The organism is Mycolicibacterium bacteremicum (assembly GCF_002086115.1).
Lineage (GTDB): Bacteria > Actinomycetota > Actinomycetes > Mycobacteriales > Mycobacteriaceae > Mycobacterium > Mycobacterium bacteremicum.
In genome coordinates, this window is sequence record NZ_MVHJ01000015.1 from 19439 (window position 1) to 40365 (window position 20927).

10 protein-coding genes are annotated in these 20927 nt (G+C 67.3%); 7 read left to right on the plus strand and 3 right to left on the minus strand.

Annotated features, from left to right (window positions below):
* Positions 1–93 precede the first annotated feature (93 nt).
* The 7 genes from BST17_RS18030 (at position 94) to BST17_RS18060 (ending at position 18197) form a co-directional block, all read left to right on the plus strand.
* The gene (locus tag BST17_RS18030; RefSeq protein ID WP_083060272.1) at positions 94–10374 is read left to right on the plus strand and encodes an Ig-like domain-containing protein; all 10281 of its coding nucleotides are present in this window, start codon (positions 94–96) and stop codon (positions 10372–10374) included.
* Positions 10375–10404: 30 nt separating this feature from the next.
* Positions 10405–11904: a M28 family metallopeptidase gene (locus tag BST17_RS18035; RefSeq protein WP_083060273.1), complete on the plus strand. Its 1500-nt coding sequence runs from the start codon at positions 10405–10407 to the stop codon at positions 11902–11904.
* A complete protein-coding gene (locus tag BST17_RS18040; protein ID WP_083060274.1) occupies positions 11901–13325 on the plus strand; it encodes a M28 family peptidase in 1425 nt (474 codons plus the stop codon). Before BST17_RS18035 ends, BST17_RS18040 begins: the two co-directional genes overlap by 4 nt.
* Before the next feature lie 146 nt (positions 13326–13471).
* Complete coding sequence (locus BST17_RS18045) at positions 13472–15568, plus strand: MMPL family transporter (protein WP_083060351.1); 2097 nt, start codon at positions 13472–13474, stop codon at positions 15566–15568.
* Between the two features lie 52 nt (positions 15569–15620).
* Positions 15621–16688: a type III polyketide synthase gene (locus BST17_RS18050; RefSeq protein WP_207573667.1), complete on the plus strand. Its 1068-nt coding sequence runs from the start codon at positions 15621–15623 to the stop codon at positions 16686–16688.
* Between the two features lies 1 nt (position 16689).
* On the plus strand, positions 16690–17184 hold the full coding sequence (locus tag BST17_RS18055) for an isoprenylcysteine carboxyl methyltransferase family protein (RefSeq protein ID WP_083060276.1): 495 nt from the start codon (positions 16690–16692) through the stop codon (positions 17182–17184).
* A complete protein-coding gene (locus BST17_RS18060) occupies positions 17181–18197 on the plus strand; it encodes an NAD(P)/FAD-dependent oxidoreductase (RefSeq protein ID WP_083060277.1) in 1017 nt (338 codons plus the stop codon). The genes BST17_RS18055 and BST17_RS18060 overlap by 4 nt, the downstream gene beginning before the upstream one ends.
* On the opposite strand, the gene BST17_RS18065 is transcribed toward BST17_RS18060, so the two are convergent.
* The 3 genes from BST17_RS18065 to BST17_RS18075 are packed head-to-tail and all read right to left on the minus strand — an operon-like array spanning position 18178 to position 20925.
* The gene (locus BST17_RS18065) at positions 18178–19422 is read right to left on the minus strand and encodes a uracil-xanthine permease family protein (RefSeq protein WP_083060278.1); all 1245 of its coding nucleotides are present in this window, start codon (positions 19420–19422) and stop codon (positions 18178–18180) included. The two genes, BST17_RS18060 and BST17_RS18065, sit on opposite strands and share 20 nt — an antisense overlap.
* Positions 19422–20630 carry an APC family permease gene (locus tag BST17_RS18070; RefSeq protein WP_083060279.1) on the minus strand — a complete coding sequence of 403 codons (1209 nt, stop codon included), beginning with the start codon at positions 20628–20630 and terminating at the stop codon, positions 19422–19424. Before BST17_RS18070 ends, BST17_RS18065 begins: the two co-directional genes overlap by 1 nt.
* Before the next feature lie 25 nt (positions 20631–20655).
* Positions 20656–20925, minus strand: coding sequence for a DoxX-related protein (locus BST17_RS18075; RefSeq protein WP_083060280.1), 270 nt, complete (start codon positions 20923–20925; stop codon positions 20656–20658).
* Between the last annotated feature and the right edge of the window lie 2 nt (positions 20926–20927).

The following is a 20927-nucleotide window of genomic DNA, read 5'->3' on the forward strand; positions in this document are numbered from 1 at the left end:
GGAGGCGGATACATGTGCGCGAATACGTCAAGGCACCGTGCAGAACGTCTCCGGGAGGGCTCCGGCGCGTCCGATATCTGGCACGCGAAGGAGTTGCTGACCGGTGCCCGCGGCCCGCGGCACGTCCGGCCTGTCGACACGACCTATGCGAAGTTCATCGGCCGCGTCGGTGCGTTGGCGGTATCCCTCGGTGTGGGCGTCGCGGTGGCGACCACACCCGGGGTTGCCTTCGCGACCACCGACGACGCCGGTGCGCAATCGGAGAGCCCGTCGAAGGCCGGTGAGTCTCCCGCCTCTGCCGGTGAATCCGCCGCGCAGGAGCCCGCGGCCGAGTCGGTGGCGGGAGAGGAGCCGACGGACGACGAAGGCGCCGAGGAAGAGGACGCCTCCGAGTCCGAGGAAGACGATGACCCGGAGCTGGAGGAGCCGGCCGAACTCGAGCCTCCGACGCCGTCCTCGCCGACATCGAACAACGACAATGATGATGCGGAACCCGTCGACACGGAGCTCGAGGTGGAGGCGGAGCAAGAGGTGTCTGCGCCGCAACAACTGTCGCCGGCGGTCGCGCCGGACCGGCCTGCCGACAACAGCTATGCCTCGGATGCGGGGCCCGCCCCGAGTGCTGTCGAGTCAGCCCCCGCCGTGCCCGAACCGCCACAGCCTGCCGAAACCGGCACGCTCGGCATCGAGGTGTCCGATCCGACGGCCGAACAGACGGCGGGCGTGTTGCCTGCAGCGTTCACCGCGGCACCGTCTCTGAACTCGACCGCGGTGAATCCTGTCGACGCCCTCCTGGCGGTGCCGCGCACCCTGGTCGGCATGCTGTCGGGGGCCATCTCGACCATCTTCTCGCCGTTTCTCCTGGCGGGCACCGCCGTGCCGGTGCAGACGCCGCTGTTGTGGACGGTGCTTGCCTGGGTGCGGCGCGAGATCGTGCACACCTTCTTCAACCGCACGCCCGAGGTCAACGTCGTCAAGGTCTTGCCCGATATCCCGGGTGTCGCGATCTTCGACCTCAACGAGAAAGACCCCAACTGCGATCCGCTCACCACGGTGATCACCGATCAGCCCGAATTCGGCACGGTGGTGAAGAATCCGGACGGCACGTTCACCTATACGGCCGATGTGGAACACCTGCTCTCCGGCGTCACCGACAGTTTCACGGTCACCATCACCGATTCGGTCGGCACTCACCTGCCGGGCGTGCTCGGACACATCCAGAACTTCTTCCACCGCATCGCGCAGTTCGTCGGGTTGGCGAAGCCGGACACCATTCAGGTGACCGTGCCGGTGACCATTCCGGGAGTGGGCGCCAACATGCCGCCCGTACTCGTGGTGTCGCCGGCCGCGGCGGTCGGGGTCGGTGAATCGGTGGTCCTGTCGCCGACGGTGCTCCTCACTGATGCGGACTCCTCGCAGCTCTCGGGTGCGACGGTCACCATCACCGGTGCCGACCCCGGCGATCAACTGACGTTCACCGGTTCCAACGGGATCACCGGCGCGTACGCCGACGGCGTCCTGACGCTGACCGGCAACGCCTCGGCCGCGGCGTACCGGGCTGTCCTGCAGTCGGTGTCGTTCTCCACGGACGCTACCGGTCTCCTCGGACTCCGCACGGTCACCTGGTCGGTCACGGATGACGAGGGCGCGAGCAGCTCGCCAGGGGTGACCGAGGTCGTGGTCCTCGGTGAGCTCAACGCACCGCCCACGGTGGTGTCGACGCCTGTAGGTGTGGTGACGGCGGGCCAGTCGACGGTGGTGTCGCCGATCATTGTGATTGTCAATGAACCGGGTGAGCTGTTGTCCGGCGCGACGGTGACGATCACGTCGCCCGGTGGCAGCGATGAGCTGACGTTTGTTGGGTCCGGTGGGATTACGGGTTCTTACGCCAACGGCGTGTTGACGTTGACCGGTGACGCGTCCGCTGCGGCGTATCAGGCTGTGCTGCAGTCGGTGTCATTCTCCACGGGTGCTGCGGGCCTGGTGGGCGTGCGTACCATCGAGTTCTCGGTGACCGACGCGGTGGGTCAGGATTCGGTGGCCCCGGGAGTGACGCTGCTGACGGTGATCGGTGCGCTCAACGCGCCCCCATCGGTGGTGGCCACCCCCGTTGGAACGGTCACCACAGGGGGCTCGACGGTGGTGTCGCCGGTCATCGTGATTGTCAACGAGCCCGGCGAGTTGTTGTCCGGGGCGACGGTGACGATCACGGTGCCTGATGGCAGTGACGAGCTGACGTTTGTTGGTTCCGGTGGGATTACGGGTTCGTACGCCGATGGTGTGTTGACGTTGACCGGTGACGCGTCGGCTGCGGCGTATCGTGCTGTGCTGCAGTCAGTGTCGTTCTCCACTGATGTGGCGGGTGTGCGGACGATCGAGTTCTCGGTGACGGACGCGGTCGGCCAGGATTCGGTGGTCCCCGGGGTGACGCTGCTGACGGTCGTCTCCGGATTGAACGGTGCGCCGACGATTGTGGCGACGCCGGTGGGGGTGGGGTCGACCGGTCAATCGACCGTCGTGTCGCCGATCATTGTGATCGTCAACGAGCCCGGGGAGCTGCTGTCCGGGGCGACGGTGACGATCACGTCGCCGGATGGCAGTGATGAGCTGACGTTCACCGGGTCCGGTGGGATTACGGGTTCGTACGCCAACGGTGTCCTGACCTTGACGGGGGACGCGACAGCTTCTGCTTATCAGGCAGTTCTGCAATCAGTGGCCTTGTCCACTGATGCGGCCGGCGTGCGGACGATCGAGTTCGCGGTCACTGATGCGGCCGGCCAGGATTCGGTGTTGCCTGGTGTCACGCTGTTGACCGTCACTCCGGCGTTGAATGGCGCGCCGACGATCGTGGCGACGCCGGTGGGTGTGGGGTCGACCGGTCAGTCGACGACGGTGTCGCCGATCATTGTGATCGTCAATGAACCCGGTGAGTTGTTGTCCGGTGCGACGGTGACGATCACGGTGCCCGATGGCAGTGACGAGTTGACCTTCACCGGGTCCGGTGGGATCACGGGTTCATACCTGAATGGCGTGCTGACGCTGACGGGCGATGCCTCGGCTGCGGCCTATCAGGCTGTGTTGCAATCAGTTTCGCTGAGCACCGATGCGGCGGGTGTGCGGACGATCCAGTTCTCGGTGACCGATGCGGCGGGCCAGGAATCGGTGTTGCCTGGTGTCACGCTTTTGACCGTCACTCCGGTGTTGAATGGTGCGCCGACGATCGTTACGACGCCGGTGGGGGTGGGGTCGACGGGGCAGTCGACGGTGGTGTCGCCGATCATTGTGATTGTCAACGAACCGAGCGAGTTGTTGTCCGGGGCGACGGTGACGATCACGGTGCCTGATGGCAGTGACGAGCTGACGTTCGTTGGTTCTGGCGGGATTACCGGTTCGTACGCCAATGGGGTTCTGACGTTGACCGGGGACGCGACAGCGTCTGCTTATCAAGCAGTTCTGCAATCAGTGGCCTTGTCCACTGATGCGGCCGGCGTGCGGACGATTCAGTTCGCGGTCACTGATGCGGCCGGCCAGGACTCAGTGCTGCCTGGAGTCACGTTGCTGACCGTCACACCCACGCTGAATGGTGCGCCGACCATTGTGACCACGCCGGTCGGGGTCGGGTCGACGGGGCAATCGACGACCGTCTCGCCGGTCATTGTGATCGTCAACGAACCGAGCGAGTTGTTGTCCGGGGCGACGGTGACGATCACGGTGCCTGATGGCAGTGATGAGCTGACCTTCACCGGGTCCGGTGGGATCACGGGCTCATATGTGAATGGCGTGTTGACGTTAACCGGTGATGCCTCGGCTGCGGCCTATCAGGCGGTTTTGCAGTCAGTCGCTTTGAGCACTGATGCGGCGGGTGTGCGGACGATCCAGTTCTCGGTGACCGATGCGGCTGGTCAGGTGTCCGCCCTTCCGGGCGTGACCTTGTTTACGGTGACACCCGCTTTGAACGGTGCCCCGACGATTGTGGCGACGCCGGTCGGGGTGGGGTCGACTGGGCAGTCGACGACCGTCTCGCCGGTCATTGTGATCGTCAATGAACCGGGTGAGTTGTTGTCCGGGGCGACGGTGACGATCACCTCGCCGGATGGCAGTGACGAGCTGACCTTTGTTGGTTCTGGCGGGATTACCGGTTCGTACGCCAATGGGGTTCTGACGTTGACCGGGGACGCGACAGCTTCTGCTTATCAAGCAGTTCTGCAATCAGTGGCCTTGTCCACTGATGCGGCCGGCGTGCGAACGATCGAGTTCGCGGTCACTGATGCGGCCGGCCAGGATTCGGTGTTGCCTGGTGTCACGCTTTTGACCGTCACTCCGGCGTTGAATGGCGCGCCGACGATTGTGGCGACGCCGGTGGGGGTGGGGTCGACGGGTCAGTCGACCGTCGTGTCGCCGATCATTGTGATTGTCAACGAGCCTGGGGAACTCCTCTCCGGTGCGACGGTGACGATCACCTCGCCGGATGGCAGTGATGAGCTGACGTTTGTTGAATCCGGTGGGATTACCGGTTCGTACTCCGGTGGGGTCCTGACGTTGACGGGGGATGCGTCGGCGGCGGCGTATCAGACGGTTTTGCAGTCAGTCTCATTGAGCGCTGACGTTGCGGGTGTGCGGACGATTGAGTTCGCGGTCACGGACGCGGCTGGCCAGGAGTCCGCACTTCCGGGCGTGACACTCCTGACCGTCACTCCAGTGTTGAATGGTGCGCCGACGATCGTTACGACGCCGGTGGGAGTGGGGTCGACGGGTCAGTCGACGGTGGTGTCGCCGATCGTTGTGATCGTCAACGAGCCGGGTGAGTTGTTGTCCGGGGCGACGGTGACGATCACGTCGCCGGATGGCAGCGACGAGCTGACGTTCACCGAGTCCGGCGGGATTACCGGTTCGTATGTGAATGGCGTGTTGACCCTCACGGGCGACGCCTCGGCTGCGGCGTACCAGACGGTTTTGCAGTCAGTCGCATTGAGCACTGACGTTGCGGGTGTGCGGACGATTCAGTTCGCGGTGACCGATGCGGCTGGTCAGGAGTCGGTGTTGCCCGGCGTGACCTTGCTTGCGGTCACTCCGGTGTTGAATGGCGCCCCGACCATTGTGACCACGCCGGTCGGGGTGGGGTCGACGGGTCAGTCGACGACGGTGTCGCCGCTCATTGTGATCGTCAATGAACCGAGCGAGCTGTTGTCCGGGGCGACGGTGACGATCACGGTCCCTGATAGCAGTGACGAGCTGACGTTTGTTGGTTCTGGCGGAATTACGGGTTCGTACGCCAACGGTGTCCTGACCTTGACGGGGGACGCGACAGCTTCTGCTTATCAGGCAGTTCTGCAATCAGTGGCCTTGTCCACTGATGCGGCCGGCGTGCGGACGATCGAGTTCGCGGTCACTGATGCGGCTGGTCAGGAGTCGGTGTTGCCTGGTGTCACGCTGTTGACCGTCACTCCGGCGTTGAATGGCGCGCCGACGATTGTCACGACGCCGGTGGGCGTGGGGTCGACGGGGCAGTCGACGGTGGTGTCGCCGCTCATTGTGATCGTCAACGAGCCGAGCGAGTTGCTGTCGGGTGCGACGGTGACGATCACGGTCCCTGATAGCAGTGATGAGCTGACGTTTGTTGGTTCCGGTGGTATTACCGGCACGTACTCGGGCGGAGTGCTCACCCTCACCGGTGATGCGTCGGCGGCTGCTTACCAGGCTGTGTTGCAATCCGTTTCGCTGAGCACTGATGCGGCGGGTGTGCGCACGATCCAGTTCTCGGTGACCGATGCTGCCGGCCAGGCATCCGCCCTTCCGGGCGTGACCTTGTATACGGTGACACCCGCATTGAACGGTGCGCCGACCATTGTGGCCACGCCGGTCGGGGTCGGGTCGACGGGGCAGTCGAACGTCGTGTCGCCGATCATTGTGATCGTCAACGAACCGGGTGAGCTGCTGTCCGGGGCGACGGTCACCATCACGATGCCGGACGGCAGTGATGAGTTGACCTTCACCGAGTCCGGTGGGATTACGGGCTCATATGTGAATGGCGTGTTGACGCTGACGGGCGATGCGTCGGCAGCGGCCTATCAGACGGTTTTGCAGTCGGTTTCGCTGAGCACCAATGTGGCCGGTGTGCGAGCGATTGAGTTCGCGGTGACGGACGCGGCGGGCCAGGAGTCCGTCCTGCCGGGCGTGACCTTGTTTACGGTCACACCGGCATTGAATGGTGCGCCGACGATCGTCACGACGCCGGTCGGGGTCGGGTCGACGGGGCAGTCGACGACGGTGTCGCCGATCATCGTGATCGTCAACGAGCCCGGTGAGCTGCTGTCCGGGGCGACAGTGACGATCACCGAGCCGGACGGCAGCGATGAGCTGACCTTCACCGGCTCCGGTGGGATCACGGGCTCATATGTGAATGGCGTACTGACCTTGACCGGGGATGCGTCGGCAGCGGCCTATCAGGCTGTGTTGCAATCCGTTTCGCTGAGCACCGATGCGGCCGGCGTGCGGACGATTCAGTTCGCGGTGACCGATGCGGCAGGCCAGGATTCGGTGTCGCCCGGCGTCACGCTCTTGACCGTCACACCCACGCTGAACGGTGCGCCGACCATTGTGGCCACGCCGGTCGGGGTCGGGTCGACGGGGCAGTCGAACGTCGTGTCGCCGATCATCCTGGTTGTCAACGAACCGAGCGAGTTGCTGTCCGGGGCGACAGTGACCATCACCGCGCCCGATGGCAGCGATGAGCTGACGTTCACCGAGTCCGGCGGAATCACCGGTTCGTACTCCGGTGGTGTCCTGACGCTGACGGGGGATGCCTCAGCTGCGGCGTACCAGGCTGTGTTGCAGTCCGTCTCACTGAGCACCGATGTCGCCGGTGTGCGGACGATTCAGTTCGCGGTCACGGACGCGGCTGGTCAGGTGTCCGCCCTTCCGGGCGTGACCTTGTTTACGGTGACACCCGCACTGAACGGTGCGCCGACCATCGTGGCCACGCCGGTCGGGGTCGGGTCGACCGGTCAGTCGAACGTCGTGTCGCCGATCATTGTGATCGTCAACGAGCCCGGTGAGCTCCTGTCCGGGGCGACGGTGACGATCACGGTTCTGGATGGCAGCGACGAGTTGACGTTTGTTGGGTCCGGTGAGATCACGGGTTCGTACTCCGGTGGGGTTCTGACCCTCACCGGCGACGCCTCAGCTGCGGCGTATCAGGCCGTTTTACAGTCGGTTTCGCTGAGCACTGACATTGCGGGTGTGCGGACGATCGAGTTCTCGGTCACGGACGCGGCTGGCCAGGAGTCCGCCCTTCCGGGCGTGACCCTGTTTACGGTCACACCGGCATTGAATGGTGCGCCGACGATCGTCACGACGCCGGTCGCGGTCGGGTCGACTGGGCAGTCGACGACCGTCTCGCCGGTCATTGTGATTGTCAACGAGCCGGGTGAGCTGCTGTCCGGGGCGACGGTGACGATCACGGTTCCGGATGGCAGCGACGAGTTGACCTTTAATGAGTCCGGTGGGATCACCGGTTCGTACTCCGGTGGCATGTTGACGCTGACCGGGGATGCGTCGGCTGCGGCGTATCAGACCGTTTTGCAGTCGGTTTCGCTGAGCACTGATGCCGCCGGTGTGCGGACGATCGAGTTCTCGGTCACGGACGCGGCCGGCCAGAGTTCGGTACTGCCGGGCCTGACAACGCTGACCGTCGTCGCCGTACTGAACGCGCCGCCGACCGTCGTTGCGACGCCGGTCGGGGTCGGCACGGCAGGCCAGCCCACGACCGTCTCGCCGATCATCACCATCGTCAACGACCCCGGCGAACAACTCTCCGGGGCGACGGTCACCATCACCAACGCCGAGGGCACCGATGAGCTCACCTTCACCGGGTCCAACGGCATCACGGGCACCTATTCCAACGGTGTCCTCGCCCTGACCGGGAACGCCTCGGCGACGGCCTACCAAACCGTCCTGCAGTCGGTGTCCTTCACCGGTGACGTTGCCGGCCTGCGCACCATCGAGTTCTCCGTGACCGATATCGGTGGGCAGCCGAGCCTGCTGCCGGGCGTCACCGCACTGACGGTCGTCGGTGTCCTGAACACCGCGCCGACCATCGTTGCGACACCCGTCGGAGCCACCGCGGTCGGTCAGTCGACCACCGTGTCGCCGATCATTGTGATCGTGAACGACCTCGGCGAAAATCTGACCGGCGCAACGGTCACCATCACCAACGCCGAGGGCACCGATGAGCTCACCTTCACCGGTTCCAACGGCATCACGGGCACCTATGCCGACGGCGTCCTGGAACTGACCGGGAACGCCTCGGCGGCGGCCTACCAAACCGTCCTGCAGTCGGTGTCGTTCACCGCCGACACCGCCGGTGTGCGAAGCATCGAATTCCAGGTCATCGACGCGGCCGGGCAGGAGGCCGTCATCGCCGGAGTAACGCTGGTGACCGTGGTGGGCCTGCCCAGCATGTCCCCGACCGTCGTCGCCACTCCGGTCGCCACCACCACCGTGGGCCAATCGACCACGGTGTCGCCCGTCGTCACGATCGTCAACGACTCCGGGGAGAACCTGTCCGGTGCGACGGTGACCATCACCGTCGGGCTCGACGGCAGCGACGAGCTGACCTTCACCGGGGCGGGTGGCATCACCGGCAGCTACAGCAACGGTGTGCTGACGTTGTCCGGTGACGCATCCGCTACCGCTTATCAGACGGTGTTGCAATCGGTGTCGTTCAGCACCGACATCGCCGGCGTCCGCACGATCAGTTTCCAGGTGACCGATGTCGCCGGGCAGCAGGCGCTACTGCCGGGCAGCACCGTGGTGACGGTGCTCGCGGCGCTCAATGCCCCGCCGACGGTGCTGACCCTGCCCGCCGGGGTCGCCACCACCGGCCAGCAGACGACGGTGTCGCCCGTCGTGACAATCGTCAACGACCCGACCGAGAACCTGTCCGGTGCGACGGTCACCATCACCGCCGGGCTCGACGGCAGTGACGCACTGACTTTCACCGGGTCGGGCGGCATCACCGGCAGCTACAGCAACGGTGCGCTGACCCTGTCCGGCAACGCCACCGCCGCGGCGTATCAGACCGTGTTGCAGTCGGTGTCGTTCACCACCGGCGTTGCCGGCCTGCGGACCATCGAGTTCCAGGTCATCGACGCCGCCGGGCAACAGGCGCTGTTGCCGGGCGTCACCGCGGTCACCGCTGTCGCACCGGTCAATGCCGTGCCGACGGTCGTTGCCCTGCCGGTCGGCGTGGTGACCGCCGGTCAATCGACCACGGTGTCGCCGATCGTGACGATCGTCAACGACCCGACCGAGAACCTGACGGGGGCCACCGTCACCATCACCGCCGGGGCCGGCGGATCCGATGTACTGACCTTCACCGGGTCGGGTGGCATCACCGGCAGCTACAGCAACGGTGTGCTGACCCTGTCCGGCAACGCCACGGCAGCCGCGTATCAAACTGTGCTGCAGTCGGTCTCGTTCACCACAAACACCGCCGGTGTTCGTATCATCGAATTCTCGGTGACCGATACCGCCGGGCAGAGCCCCCTGCTGCCCGGGCTGACGACACTGACAGTGGTCGCGGCGATCAACGCGGCGCCCACCATCCTGGCCACCCCGGTCGCGGCAGTGACCGCCGGCCAGACCACGACGGTGTCGCCGGTCGTCACCATCGTCAACGACCCGGGCCAGAACCTGTCGGGGGCGACGGTCACCATCGGCGCCGGCCGCGACGCCGTCGATGTGCTGACCTTCACCCCCTCCGGCGGCATCACCGGCAGCTTCGCCGACGGTGTGCTGACCCTGTCCGGAAACGCTTCCTTGGCGGCCTATCAGACCGTGCTGCAGTCGGTGCAGTTCACCACCGGGTCGGGAGCGCTGATCGGGGTCCGCACCATCGAGTTCGCGGTGACCGACGTGCAGGGGGCCACCACAGCGCTGCCGGGTGTGACCGCTCTGACGGTGTCGGCGGTCAACCTGCCACCCACGGTGCTCACCTCGATCGTGGGAAATCTGGTGTACAACTCGGGCAGCCCGGCCATCACCGTCGACCCGCTGATCACGGTCTCGGACCCGACGTCGTCGAAGCTGTCCAGCGTCACGCTGGCGATCACCGTCGGGCACGACACCGACGACGTGCTGACCTACACCAAGCCGGCCGGCAGCCCGATCAACGGCAGCTACAACTCGGCGACGGGCGTCCTCACCCTCACCGGAGACGGCACCCCGGCCCAGTACCAGGAGGCCCTGCGCGCGGTGAAGTTCTCCACACCGCAGCTCCTCCTCGCAAGCACGCGGACGTTCACGGTCTTCGCCACCGACAACGGGGGCCTGTCCAGCCTGCCGCTGCTGATCGCGCTGGTGATCCTGCTGTAGACGGTTGCGGGTCGGCTAACGTGGGATTCCATGCAGCGCACCTCACGGTCCCTGGTGGCCATGCTGGCCCTGACGGCCCTCGTCGCGGGATGCGGTACCGACACCGCAGCGCCGCCGACCCCGCAGGCCGACGTCGACGCCGCCGGGTACGCCGAGGAGATCAGCCAGCGCCTGCAGACCGACGCCATGATGGCGCACCTGACCCGGCTGCAGGAGATCGCCGACCAACACGACGGTAACCGGGCGCTGGGCACCGCCGGCTACCAGGCCAGCGTCGACTACGTCGTGAATGCGCTGCGTGACAAGGGTTTCGACGTTCAGACCCCTGAGTTCGAGGTGCGAATCCCGTTCGCCGAGGAACCGACCGTCGAGGTGGCCGGCGCCAGGGTCGCCGCCTTGCCGATGAGCTTCACCGTCGGCACCCCGGCCGACGGCGTGCGCGGACCACTGGTCGCGGCGCCTGTCGACGACACCCCGGGCTGCGCCGACGCGGACTATGCGGGCCTGCCGGTGCAGGGTGCGGTGGTGCTCGTCGACCGCGGCTCCTGCCCGTTCAGTGACAAGCAGGCCATCGCCGCCAAGCGCGGCGCGGTCGCCCTGCTGGTGGCCGACAACGTCGAGCGGCCCGTTGAGGAGTTCGGCGGCACACTGGGTAGCGGCACCGATGTGAAGATTCCGGTGCTCGGCATCACCAAGGGTGAGGGAGCCCGGCTGCGTTCCGCACCGGGCGAGGCGTCGATCCGGCTGGAGGCCGGGGTGAACGTCGAGCGTAGCCAGAACATCATCGCGCAGACCAGCACCGGGGCAACGGACAACGTCGTGATGATCGGTGCCCACCTGGACAGTGTGCCGGAAGGCCCTGGTATCAACGACAATGGTTCCGGGGTGGCGGCGGTGCTGGAGACGGCCCTGCAGATGGGCAGCGCGCCCGAGGTGCGCAACGCCGTCCGCTTCGGGTTCTGGGGTGCCGAGGAGGTCGGCCTGGTGGGTTCGGATCGCTACGTCTCCTCGTTGGACATCGAGGCGCTCAAAGACATTGCGCTGTACCTGAATTTCGACATGATCGGCTCACCCAATCCGGGATACTTCACCTATGACGGCAATCAGTCGGCACCGCCGGCCGCCGACGGCAGCGTGCCGCGGGTTCCGGAGGGTTCGGCAGGTATCGAACGGATGCTGGTTGCGTACCTGGACGCCGCCGGAAAGCCGGCCCAGGACACCGGCTTCAACGGTCGGTCCGACTACGACGCCTTCACCAAGGCCGGAATCCCCTCGGGCGGAACATTTTCAGGGGCCGAGGAGAATATGACGGCCGAGCAGGCGCAGCTCTGGGGTGGGCAGGCCGACCAACCGTTCGACCCGAACTACCACAAGGCGACCGACACCTTGGACCGCATCGACGAGACCGCCATGGAGATTCTGGGCCGCGGCGTCGCCTACGCCGCGGCGCTTTATTCCCAGGACATCGGCGGCCGCAACGGGGTGCCGGTGCGCGAGGACCGCACCCGTCACGTGCTCTCCGGCTCATGAGGAAGCTGCTGGCGGCCATCGCCGCGGCGCTGCTGCTGGCGTCGTGCACCTCGGCACCCGAGCCCGAGCCGCTCGATCCGAAGGAGTTGGCCGGCGCGGTGACCGCCGATGCGATCTTCGCTCATCTGGAACGGCTCAACGGTATCGCCGACGCGAACGACGGCAGCCGGGCCGTCGGCACGTCGGGATACGATGCGACCGTCGATTATATCTCGGAAGTGCTGCGCGACAACGGGTTCGAGATCACCACCCCGGAATACGAATGGCTCAAGATGGGTGATCCGGGTAAGCCGACACTGGAGGTTGCCGGTCGCAGCTATCCGGTCACCCAGGCGTCGCCGCTGGCGTCCACTCCCCGTGGGGGAGTCCGCGGGTTGTCCCTGCGACCACGCGATCCGGCCGGTTGCAAGGCCGCCGACTACGGCAACATCCGCGGCGCGCTCGCGATCGTGGACGACACCGGGTGCTCGGTGGTCGTCAAGCAGAACGCCGCGGTGGCCAAGGGAGCGGTCGGCCTGCTGGTGGTCAGCGCCGGTGGCACCAAAGGACTCTTCGAGCCCGGCTACTACCAGAAGCTGACCCTGCCGGTCGCCGTCATCGACCGCACCATCGATGCCGCGCTGCGGCGCACCAACGATCCGGTGCGCTTGATACTCGATGCTCAGGCCAGCGTGGCCCGTAGCAAGAGTGTCATCGCGCAGACCTCCACGGGAGACAGCACCGATATCGTGGTCGCGGGCGCACACCTGGACAGCGCACCGCGCAGTCCCGGCGTCAACGACAACGGATCCGGGGTCGCGGCGCTGCTGGCCATCGCCGACGCGATGGGCTCGGCGCCCAAGATCGACAATGCCGTGCGGTTCGCGTTCTGGGGCTCGCAGCGCCTCGGCGCCGCGGGGAAGTACCTGGCCGGTCTGGATGACGGTGGCCTCGACGACATCGCGGCCTATCTCGATGCCACCATGATCGGCTCGCCCAATCCCGGTTACTTCACCCTCGACGGCGATCAATCCGGACAGCCGAACCCGGCGATTGCCGCGGACACCGTGCCGGAGGGGTCGGCCGGGATCGAGCGCACGCTGGCCGGGTATCTGAACGGCGCCGGGGTCCGGCCGGCCGACATGCCACTGGACATGGCCGGCGACTACGGACCGTTCCTGGCCGCAGGCGTGCCCGTGGGCGGTCTGACCACCGGTGCCAAACAACAGAAGACACCGGTGCAGGCGCGGTTGTGGGGCGGCCGCGCCGGCGCGCCCTTCGACCCGAACGCCGGTGGGCCGCGGGACGGGATGGACAACGTCGACCACCGGGCACTGTCGATCACCGGCCCGGCGATGGCGTTCACCATCGGCACCTACGCCCGCTCCATCGAGGGTGTCAACGGCCTCCCACCACGGGACAGCCGCAACCGACGCGGATAGGACGGGCCGCAGATCCCGAGTGGCAGCAGAGGCTGGCCGCCGCGCCGGCCTACGCACGTCGAGGTGCAGACCACCTGGCGGCGTCCATCGGGCACCATGTTCGGGTGAACAACCCCGGCGTACTCGAACGCCTCGCCCGCCAGGCCATGGCGACGCCCCGGCGGATCCTCGCGGCCACTGCGCTGATCGCCGTTGCTGCAGCAATTTTCGGGGTGCCGGTCACCGGGGAACTGAGTGCCGGCGGCTTCGCCGATCCGGATGCCGAGTCCTCCCGGGCCGCCGAGTTGCTGGCCGGGAAATTCGACCAGGGCGATATGCAGCTGCTGATCATCGTCTCCGATCCCGCCGGCGTGATGAGCCCGGCCGCCCGCCGGGTGGGCACCGAGATCGACACGGCACTGCGCGAATCCGACCACGTGGCCCGGGTGAGCTCCGCGTGGACCGCGCCCGAGCCGGCAGTCGCCCAATTGGTCAGCAGGGACGGTACCGCCGGGCTCGTCGTCGCCGGTATCACCGGCGGCGAGCAGCACGCCCAGGAACACGCCGAGGAGCTCACCGACCGACTGGTCCACGACCGCGACGGGGTGCGCGTACAGGCCGGTGGCGTCGCCATGGTCAACACCCAGATCACCGAGCAGTCCCAGCGCGACCTACTGGTCATGGAATCCATCGCCATCCCCTTCAGCTTCCTGGTGCTGGTATGGGTGTTCGGCGGCCTGCTGGCCGCGGCGGTGCCCGTGGTGGTCGGCGTGCTGGCGATCCTGGGTTCGCTGGCGGTGCTGCGACTGGTCACCCTCGCCACCGATGTCTCGGTGTTCGCGCTCAACCTGTGTATGGCGATGGGGCTCGCGCTGGCAATCGATTACACGTTGCTGATGGTCAGCCGCTACCGCGACGAACTGGCCGAGGGGGCCGCCGCCGAGGACGCCCTGGTGCGAACCATGGGGACGGCCGGTCGGACCGTGGTCTTCTCGGCGACGACGGTCGCGCTGCCGATGTCGACGCTGGTGCTGTTCCCGATGTACTTCCTGAAGTCCTTCGCCTATGCCGGCGTGGCAACGGTGGTCTTCGCCGCGGTCTCCGCCCTGGTCATCACCCCGGCGGCGTTGGTGCTGCTCGGAGATCGCGTCCGCGGACGCCGCAGCAAGGCTCCCAAGCCGGTGCAGCAACAGTTCTGGTATCGCTCGACGAAGTTCGTGCTGCGCCGGGCGATGCCGATCGGGCTCGCCGTGGTGGCGCTGTTGATCCTGCTGGGGCTGCCGTTCACCGGCGTGAAGTGGGGATTCCCCGACGACCGGGTGCTGCCGAGGTCGGCGTCGGCGCATCAGGTCGGCGACCGGTTGCGCGAGGATTTCGCCGACAACTCCGCCACCGAGATCAATATCGTCATCCCCGACTCGGTGGGCATTCCGGTCACCGAGCTGGACCGGTTCGTGGCGGAGTTGGCCGCCGCACCAGAGGTTTCGGGCGTCGCCCCGCCGGTCGAGCGCGACGGCAGCCTGTTCATCCGGGTGTCCAGTTCGGCGCCGCTGTTCTCCGAGGGCTCTGCGTCGCAACTGGACCGCCTGCACGCGATCCGGGGTCCCGACGACCGGCAGGTGCTCCTCGGTGGGGTCGCCCAGACCGATCGCGACAGCGTGGCCGCCATCGGCGCAAGGCTGCCGCTGGTGCTGGGGCTGATCGCGGGCATCACCTTCTGCCTGCTGTTCCTGCTGACCGGCAGCGTCGTGCTGCCCGCGAAGGCGTTGGTGCTCAACATCTTGTCACTGTCTGCCGCGTTCGGCGCGATGGTGTGGATCTTCCAGGACGGGCACCTGGGCGCCTTCGGCACCACCGCCACCGGGACGCTGGTGGCCAACATCCCGGTGCTGCTGTTCTGCATCGCCTTCGGCCTGTCGATGGACTACGAGGTGTTCCTGCTCGCGCGCATCCGCGAGTACTGGCTGGAATCGGGGCGTACCGCGGCCGATGTCGGCCAGAGTGTGGCACTCGGGTTGGCCCGTACCGGCCGGGTGGTAACCGCTGCGGCGCTGGTGATGTCGATATCGTTTGCGGCGCTGATCGCCGCCAACGTCTCCTTCATGCGGATGTTCGGCCTCGGCCTGACATTGGCGGTGCTGATGGACGCCACACTCGTGCGGATGGTGTTGGTGCCCGCCTTCATGCAACTGATGGGTCGGTGGAACTGGTGGGCACCCGCGCCGCTGGCCCGGCTGCATCGGCGAATCGGCCTGAATCATTGAACCGGACGGGGTAGCACCCCGTATCAGTGATATGTCAACTAATCTCGCCGAAATGCCCAGTTTCAGCACGATCGCCGGCGTGCACGGCGTTCTGCCCCCGCATCGCTACACCCAGGACGAGATCACCGAGGCGATCCTCGCGCTGCCCGGGTATGAGGGCGCCGAGGATGCGGTCCGCAAGCTGCACAAGAGCGCGAAGGTGCAGAGCAGGTATCTGGTCCGTCCACTCGAAGAGTATTCGCGGCTCACCGATTTCGGGGAGACGAACAACCTGTTCATCGAGCACGCCACCGACCTCGGCGCGTCGGCACTGCAGGGCGCGCTCGACGAGGCGGGCCTGCGACCGCAGGACGTCGACCTGATCATCACCACCACGGTGACCGGCGCCGCCGTTCCCTCATTGGACGCGCGAATCGCCGGCCGGCTCGGCCTGCGCCCGGACGTGCGCCGGATCCCGGTTTTCGGCCTGGGCTGCGTCGCCGGGGCCGCCGGCATCGCCCGTCTGCACGATTACCTGCGCGGTGCCCCCGACCAGGTGGCCGTGCTGGTCTCTGTCGAGTTGTGCTCGCTGACCCGCAAACATCATCCGTCGATGCCCACGGTGGTGGCCGGCGCACTGTTCGGCGACGGTGCCTCGGCCGTGGTCGCCGTCGGTGCCGAGCGTGCCGAACAACTCGCCCCGACCGGTCCGGACGTCCTCGACTCGCGCAGCCACCTGTACCCGGACTCGCTGGGCACGATGGGCTGGGACATCGGCTCCAAGGGGTTCGAGATTGTGCTCAGTGCCGAGGTGCCCACCTTCGTCGGTCGCTACCTCGGCGCCGATGTCACCGAATTCCTTGCCGCACACGACCTCACCGTCGCGGACATAAGCACCTGGGTGAGCCACCCCGGCGGCCCCAAGGTGATCGAGGCCATCATCGAGACGTTGTCGCTGCCCGCGGACGCGCTGGACCTGACCTGGCAGTCGCTGGCCGAGGTCGGCAACATGTCCTCGTCCTCGGTGCTGCACGTACTGCGCGACACCATCCGCAAACGACCGGCAGCGGGCAGCCCGGGCGTACTGATGGCGATGGGCCCAGGATTCTGCTCCGAACTCGTGCTGCTGCGGTGGCGCTGACATGCGTGCCTTCCTGACGCTGATCCTGCTGGTGGCCGTCGAACGCGTCGCCGAATTGGTGGTCTCCCGGCGCAACCTGGAATGGTCCAAAGCGCACGGCGGCAGGGAATTCGGGGCCGGTCACTATCCGGTGATGGTGGCGCTGCACACCGGGTTGCTGGTCGGCGCCGTCGCCGAGGCACGGATCCGCAAGCGGTGGATCTGGCCGGCATTCTGGGTCGTCGTCGCCGCCCAGTTGCTGCGCTGGTGGTGCATCACCACGCTGGGCAAGCAGTGGAACACCCGGGTGGTGGTCGTGCCCGGGGTGCCGCGGGTGACCGGCGGTCCGTACGGCGTTGTGCCGCATCCCAACTACGTTGCCGTCGTACTGGAGGGTGCCGCGCTGCCGCTGGCCGGCGGAGCCTGGGTCACCGCGGCCCTGTTCTCGGTGGCGAATGCGCTGTTGCTGCGCACCCGGATCCGGGTGGAAGACGAAGCGTTGCAGAGCCTCGCGTGATCGATCTGCTGGTCGCCGGCGGCGGACCGGCGGGCCTGGCCACCGCGCTGCACGCCGCGCGCGCGGGACTGGAGGTCGTCGTCGTGGAGCAGCGGCGCGGACCCATCGACAAGGCGTGCGGTGAAGGTCTGATGCCGCACTCGCTGGCGCATCTGGAGCGACTCGGCGTCGACCCCGGCGGGCATTCCTTCGGCGGTATCCGCTATCTCGACGGCCGGCGCACCGCCGAGGCCAGGTTCAGCCACGGGCCGGGCCGAGGCGTGCGGCGAACGGTCCTGCATGCCGCGCTGACCGACGCCGCCGAAGCTGCCGGGGTGACCGTCGTCCGCGGCGAGGTGGGGGAGGTCGGCCACGGCGCGACATCGGTGTGTGCGGCCGGATTCCGGGCGCGGTACCTGGCCGCCGCCGACGGTCTGCACTCACCGATCCGGCGCGCGCTGGGCCTGGCGGCGGGGGAGTCCAATCGACGCAGATGGGGGATCCGCAGGCACATTCAGATCGCGCCGTGGTCGGATTGCGTCGAGGTGTACTGGGGCCGCGACACCGAGGCCTACATCACCCCGGTGTCCGACGACTGCGTCGGGGTGGCGATCCTGACATCGTCGAAGGGCGGCTTCGAGCAACACCTGCAACAGTTTCCGGCCCTGATGGACCGGCTGCACGGTCGGCCGCACGGGCCGGACCGCGCCGCCGGACCACTACGGCAACGGGTGCGCCACCGCACCGCCGGCCGGGTGCTACTCGTCGGTGACGCCGCCGGATACGTCGATGCGCTGACCGGCGAGGGCATGGGGCTGGCCTTCGGGGCCGCCGAACTGCTGGTGGACTGCGTCCGCACCGACACGACGGCGCAGTACGACCGGCGGTGGCGACAATTGACCCGCCGTTACCGCTTCCTGACCGCCGCCCTGTTGCACGCCACCGCGATCCGTCCCGTGCGGGCGGCCATCACTCCGGCGTCGGCGGCGCTGCCCGCGGTGTTCGGCCGGGTGGTCAACGCACTCGGCGAGTAGCGCCCAACAGGTTCATCCCGTGAAACACCAGCAGTGCTGCGATGGACCCCAGCGCGATACCGGTGAACGTCAACGACCCTGCCTGCCAGGTGAAGTCGGCGATACCGATGATCAGCGGGATGGCGGCCGTCATCTGGTTGACCGGTTTGGCGAAGTCGACGTGATTGGTCAGCCAGATCCGGATGCCGAGCACACCGACCAGTCCGTACAGCACGATCGTCGCGCCGCCGAGAACGCCGGGTGGGATGGCCGAGATCGTCGCACCCACCTTGGGGCACAACGCCAGCAGGATCGCCACCACCGCCGCGACCCAGTACGCAGCGGTCGAGTAGATGCGCGTCGCGGCCATCACCCCGATGTTCTCGGCATAGGTCGTGGTGGCCGAGCCCCCACCGGCGCCGGCGAGCACGGTGGCCACCCCGTCGGCGGCCAGCGCGCGACCCATCAGCGGATCCAGGTCCCGGCCGGTCATCTGGCCGACCGATTTCACGTGGCCGATGTTCTCTGCCACCAGCGCGATCACCGCGGGAATGAACATCGGCAGCACCGCGAGGCTGAAGGCCGGCGTCTGGAAGTCGGGCAACCCGATCCACGCGGCCTGCGCGATCCCGGAGGTATCGACCTCGCCGAGCGCCAAGGCCAACAGGTAACCGAACACCACCGCCAGGAAGATGGCCAGTCGGCCGATGAGCCCCTTGAAGAATGCCAGAGCACCGACCAACAGCACCAGCGTCACGAGGCCCACCAGCGGGCCCTGCTCGAAGTTGTTCTTGGCCGCCGGTGCCAGGTTGAAGCCGATGAGCGCCACGATGGCTCCCGTGACCACCGGCGGTAGTGCCACATCCAACCAGTGCGTGCCGACCAGGTGCACGACGCCGCCGATGACGATGAGCAGCAGCCCGACGGCGATCAATCCGCCGAGCGCGCTGCCGGTGCCCTGCGCGGCGACGGCCGCCGTGACCGGGGCGATCACCGAGAAACTCGATCCGAGATAACTCGGAAGTCGATTGCCGGTGATGATCAGGAACAGGATGGTCCCGACACCGGAGAACAGCAGCGTGGTCGCCGGCGGGAACCCGGTGAGCACCGGAACCAAGAAGGTGGCACCGAACATGGCCACCACGTGCTGGGCACCGATACCCAGGGTGCGGGGCCAGCTCAGCCGCTCATCCGGTGCGACGACATCGGCATCGGGGCCGACATGTTTCCAGCGCAGGATCGTCATCAGGACACGGTAAACCGTCGCGCGGCGTACAGCGCGGCGCCGACGGCTATGACCCCGGATCCGACGAGTACCGATGTCAGCGGCAGCGTGAACGCGAGGACCAGACAGCCCAGCAGCCCGAGCGCCGGGATGATCCGCCGGGCTGGTTGCAGAGTCCACGCGCAGGCATTGGCGATTGCGTAGTACACCAGTACCGCGAACGACGAAAAGCCGATCGCCCCACGGACATCGACGAACGCGGCCAGCACCGCGACGGTCAGCCCGACCGCCACTTCGGCACGGTGCGGCCCGCCGAAGCGGGGGTGGACCGCGGCCAGCGCCGGCGGCAGATGGCGGTCCCGGGCCATTGCCAGCGTTGTCCGCGACACCCCCAGCACCAGTGACAACAGCGCACCCAGCGCCGCGACCGCGGCCGCCGCCCGCACCACCGGTGCGAGATCGCGGTGTCCGGCCGCGGTCACGGCATCGGCCAGCGGCGCGGTGGCGGTGGCCAGCCCGCCCCCGCCGAGAACCGCGAGCACCGCCACGGCGACCACGGCGTACACCGCCAGCGCGATACCGAGCGCGATCGGGATGGCACGCGGGATGGTGCGGGCCGGATCGCGAACCTCCTCGCCCAAGGTGGCGATGCGGGCGTACCCGGCGAACGCGAAGAACAACAGCCCGGCTGCCTGCAGTACACCCCAGAAGCCGGCATCCGCGCCGATGTCGAGTCTGGTGGCCTCAGCCGCCCCGGCCAACAGCACGACCACCGCGGCGAGCACCGCCAGCACGACCGCGACGATCACCCGGGTGAGCAACGCCGACTTCTGCACGCCCGCGTAGTTCACCGCCGTCAGTGCGACCACCGCGCCGACCGCCACGGCGTGCGCGTGCTGCGGCCAGGCGTACACCCCGACGGTCAGCGCCATGGCGGCGCAGGAGGCGGTCTTACCGACGATGAAACACCACCCCGCGGTGTGACCCCAGAAGGGGCCCAACCGTTCCCGGCCGTAGACGTAGCTGCCACCGGATTGCGGGTAGATCGCGGCCAGCCGCGCCGTGGAGGTCGCGTTGCAGTAGGCGACGGCCGCGGCGACGGCCAGGCCGATCAGCAGCCCGGAGCCGGCGGCTGCCGCGGCCGGACCGAGGGCGACGAAGATGCCGGCCCCGACCATCGAGCCCAGCCCGATGACGACGGCGTCCAGCGTGCCCAGCCGCCTCTGCATGTGCACGGGCAAAAGTGTAGAGCGGCTACCTGTTCCGTGCAGCGTTGGCGCCCAGGTACGCCACGTACCCGAGAGCGCCGATGACCGCCAGCTTGCGGGTTTTGGGAACCAGCAGGCCGACGCCGATGGCGGTTTCGATGCTGCCGTTGATCTTGATGTGCCGGGCGGTGTCCCGCGGGAAGGCGGGTTTGGTGATCGGCTCGAACAGCTGCGGTGCGACGAAGTGGGCCAGTCCGGCACCCACCAGGGACACCCCTGCGACGGTGGCGCCCGGCGAACTCTTCTTGTCGGTCAACG

Bases quoted from the DNA above. Each gene is read 5' to 3' on its own strand.
- BST17_RS18050 (WP_207573667.1), top strand. From the start codon at position 15,621: ATGCCCAGTTTCAGCACGATCGCCGGCGTGCACGGCGTTCTGCCCCCG.
- BST17_RS18070 (WP_083060279.1), bottom strand. From the start codon at position 20,630: ATGCAGAGGCGGCTGGGCACGCTGGACGCCGTCGTCATCGGGCTGGGC.
- BST17_RS18040 (WP_083060274.1), top strand. From the start codon at position 11,901: ATGAGGAAGCTGCTGGCGGCCATCGCCGCGGCGCTGCTGCTGGCGTCG.
- BST17_RS18055 (WP_083060276.1), top strand. From the start codon at position 16,690: ATGCGTGCCTTCCTGACGCTGATCCTGCTGGTGGCCGTCGAACGCGTC.
- BST17_RS18045 (WP_083060351.1), top strand. From the start codon at position 13,472: ATGGCGACGCCCCGGCGGATCCTCGCGGCCACTGCGCTGATCGCCGTT.
- BST17_RS18065 (WP_083060278.1), bottom strand. From the start codon at position 19,422: ATGACGATCCTGCGCTGGAAACATGTCGGCCCCGATGCCGATGTCGTC.
- BST17_RS18035 (WP_083060273.1), top strand. From the start codon at position 10,405: ATGCAGCGCACCTCACGGTCCCTGGTGGCCATGCTGGCCCTGACGGCC.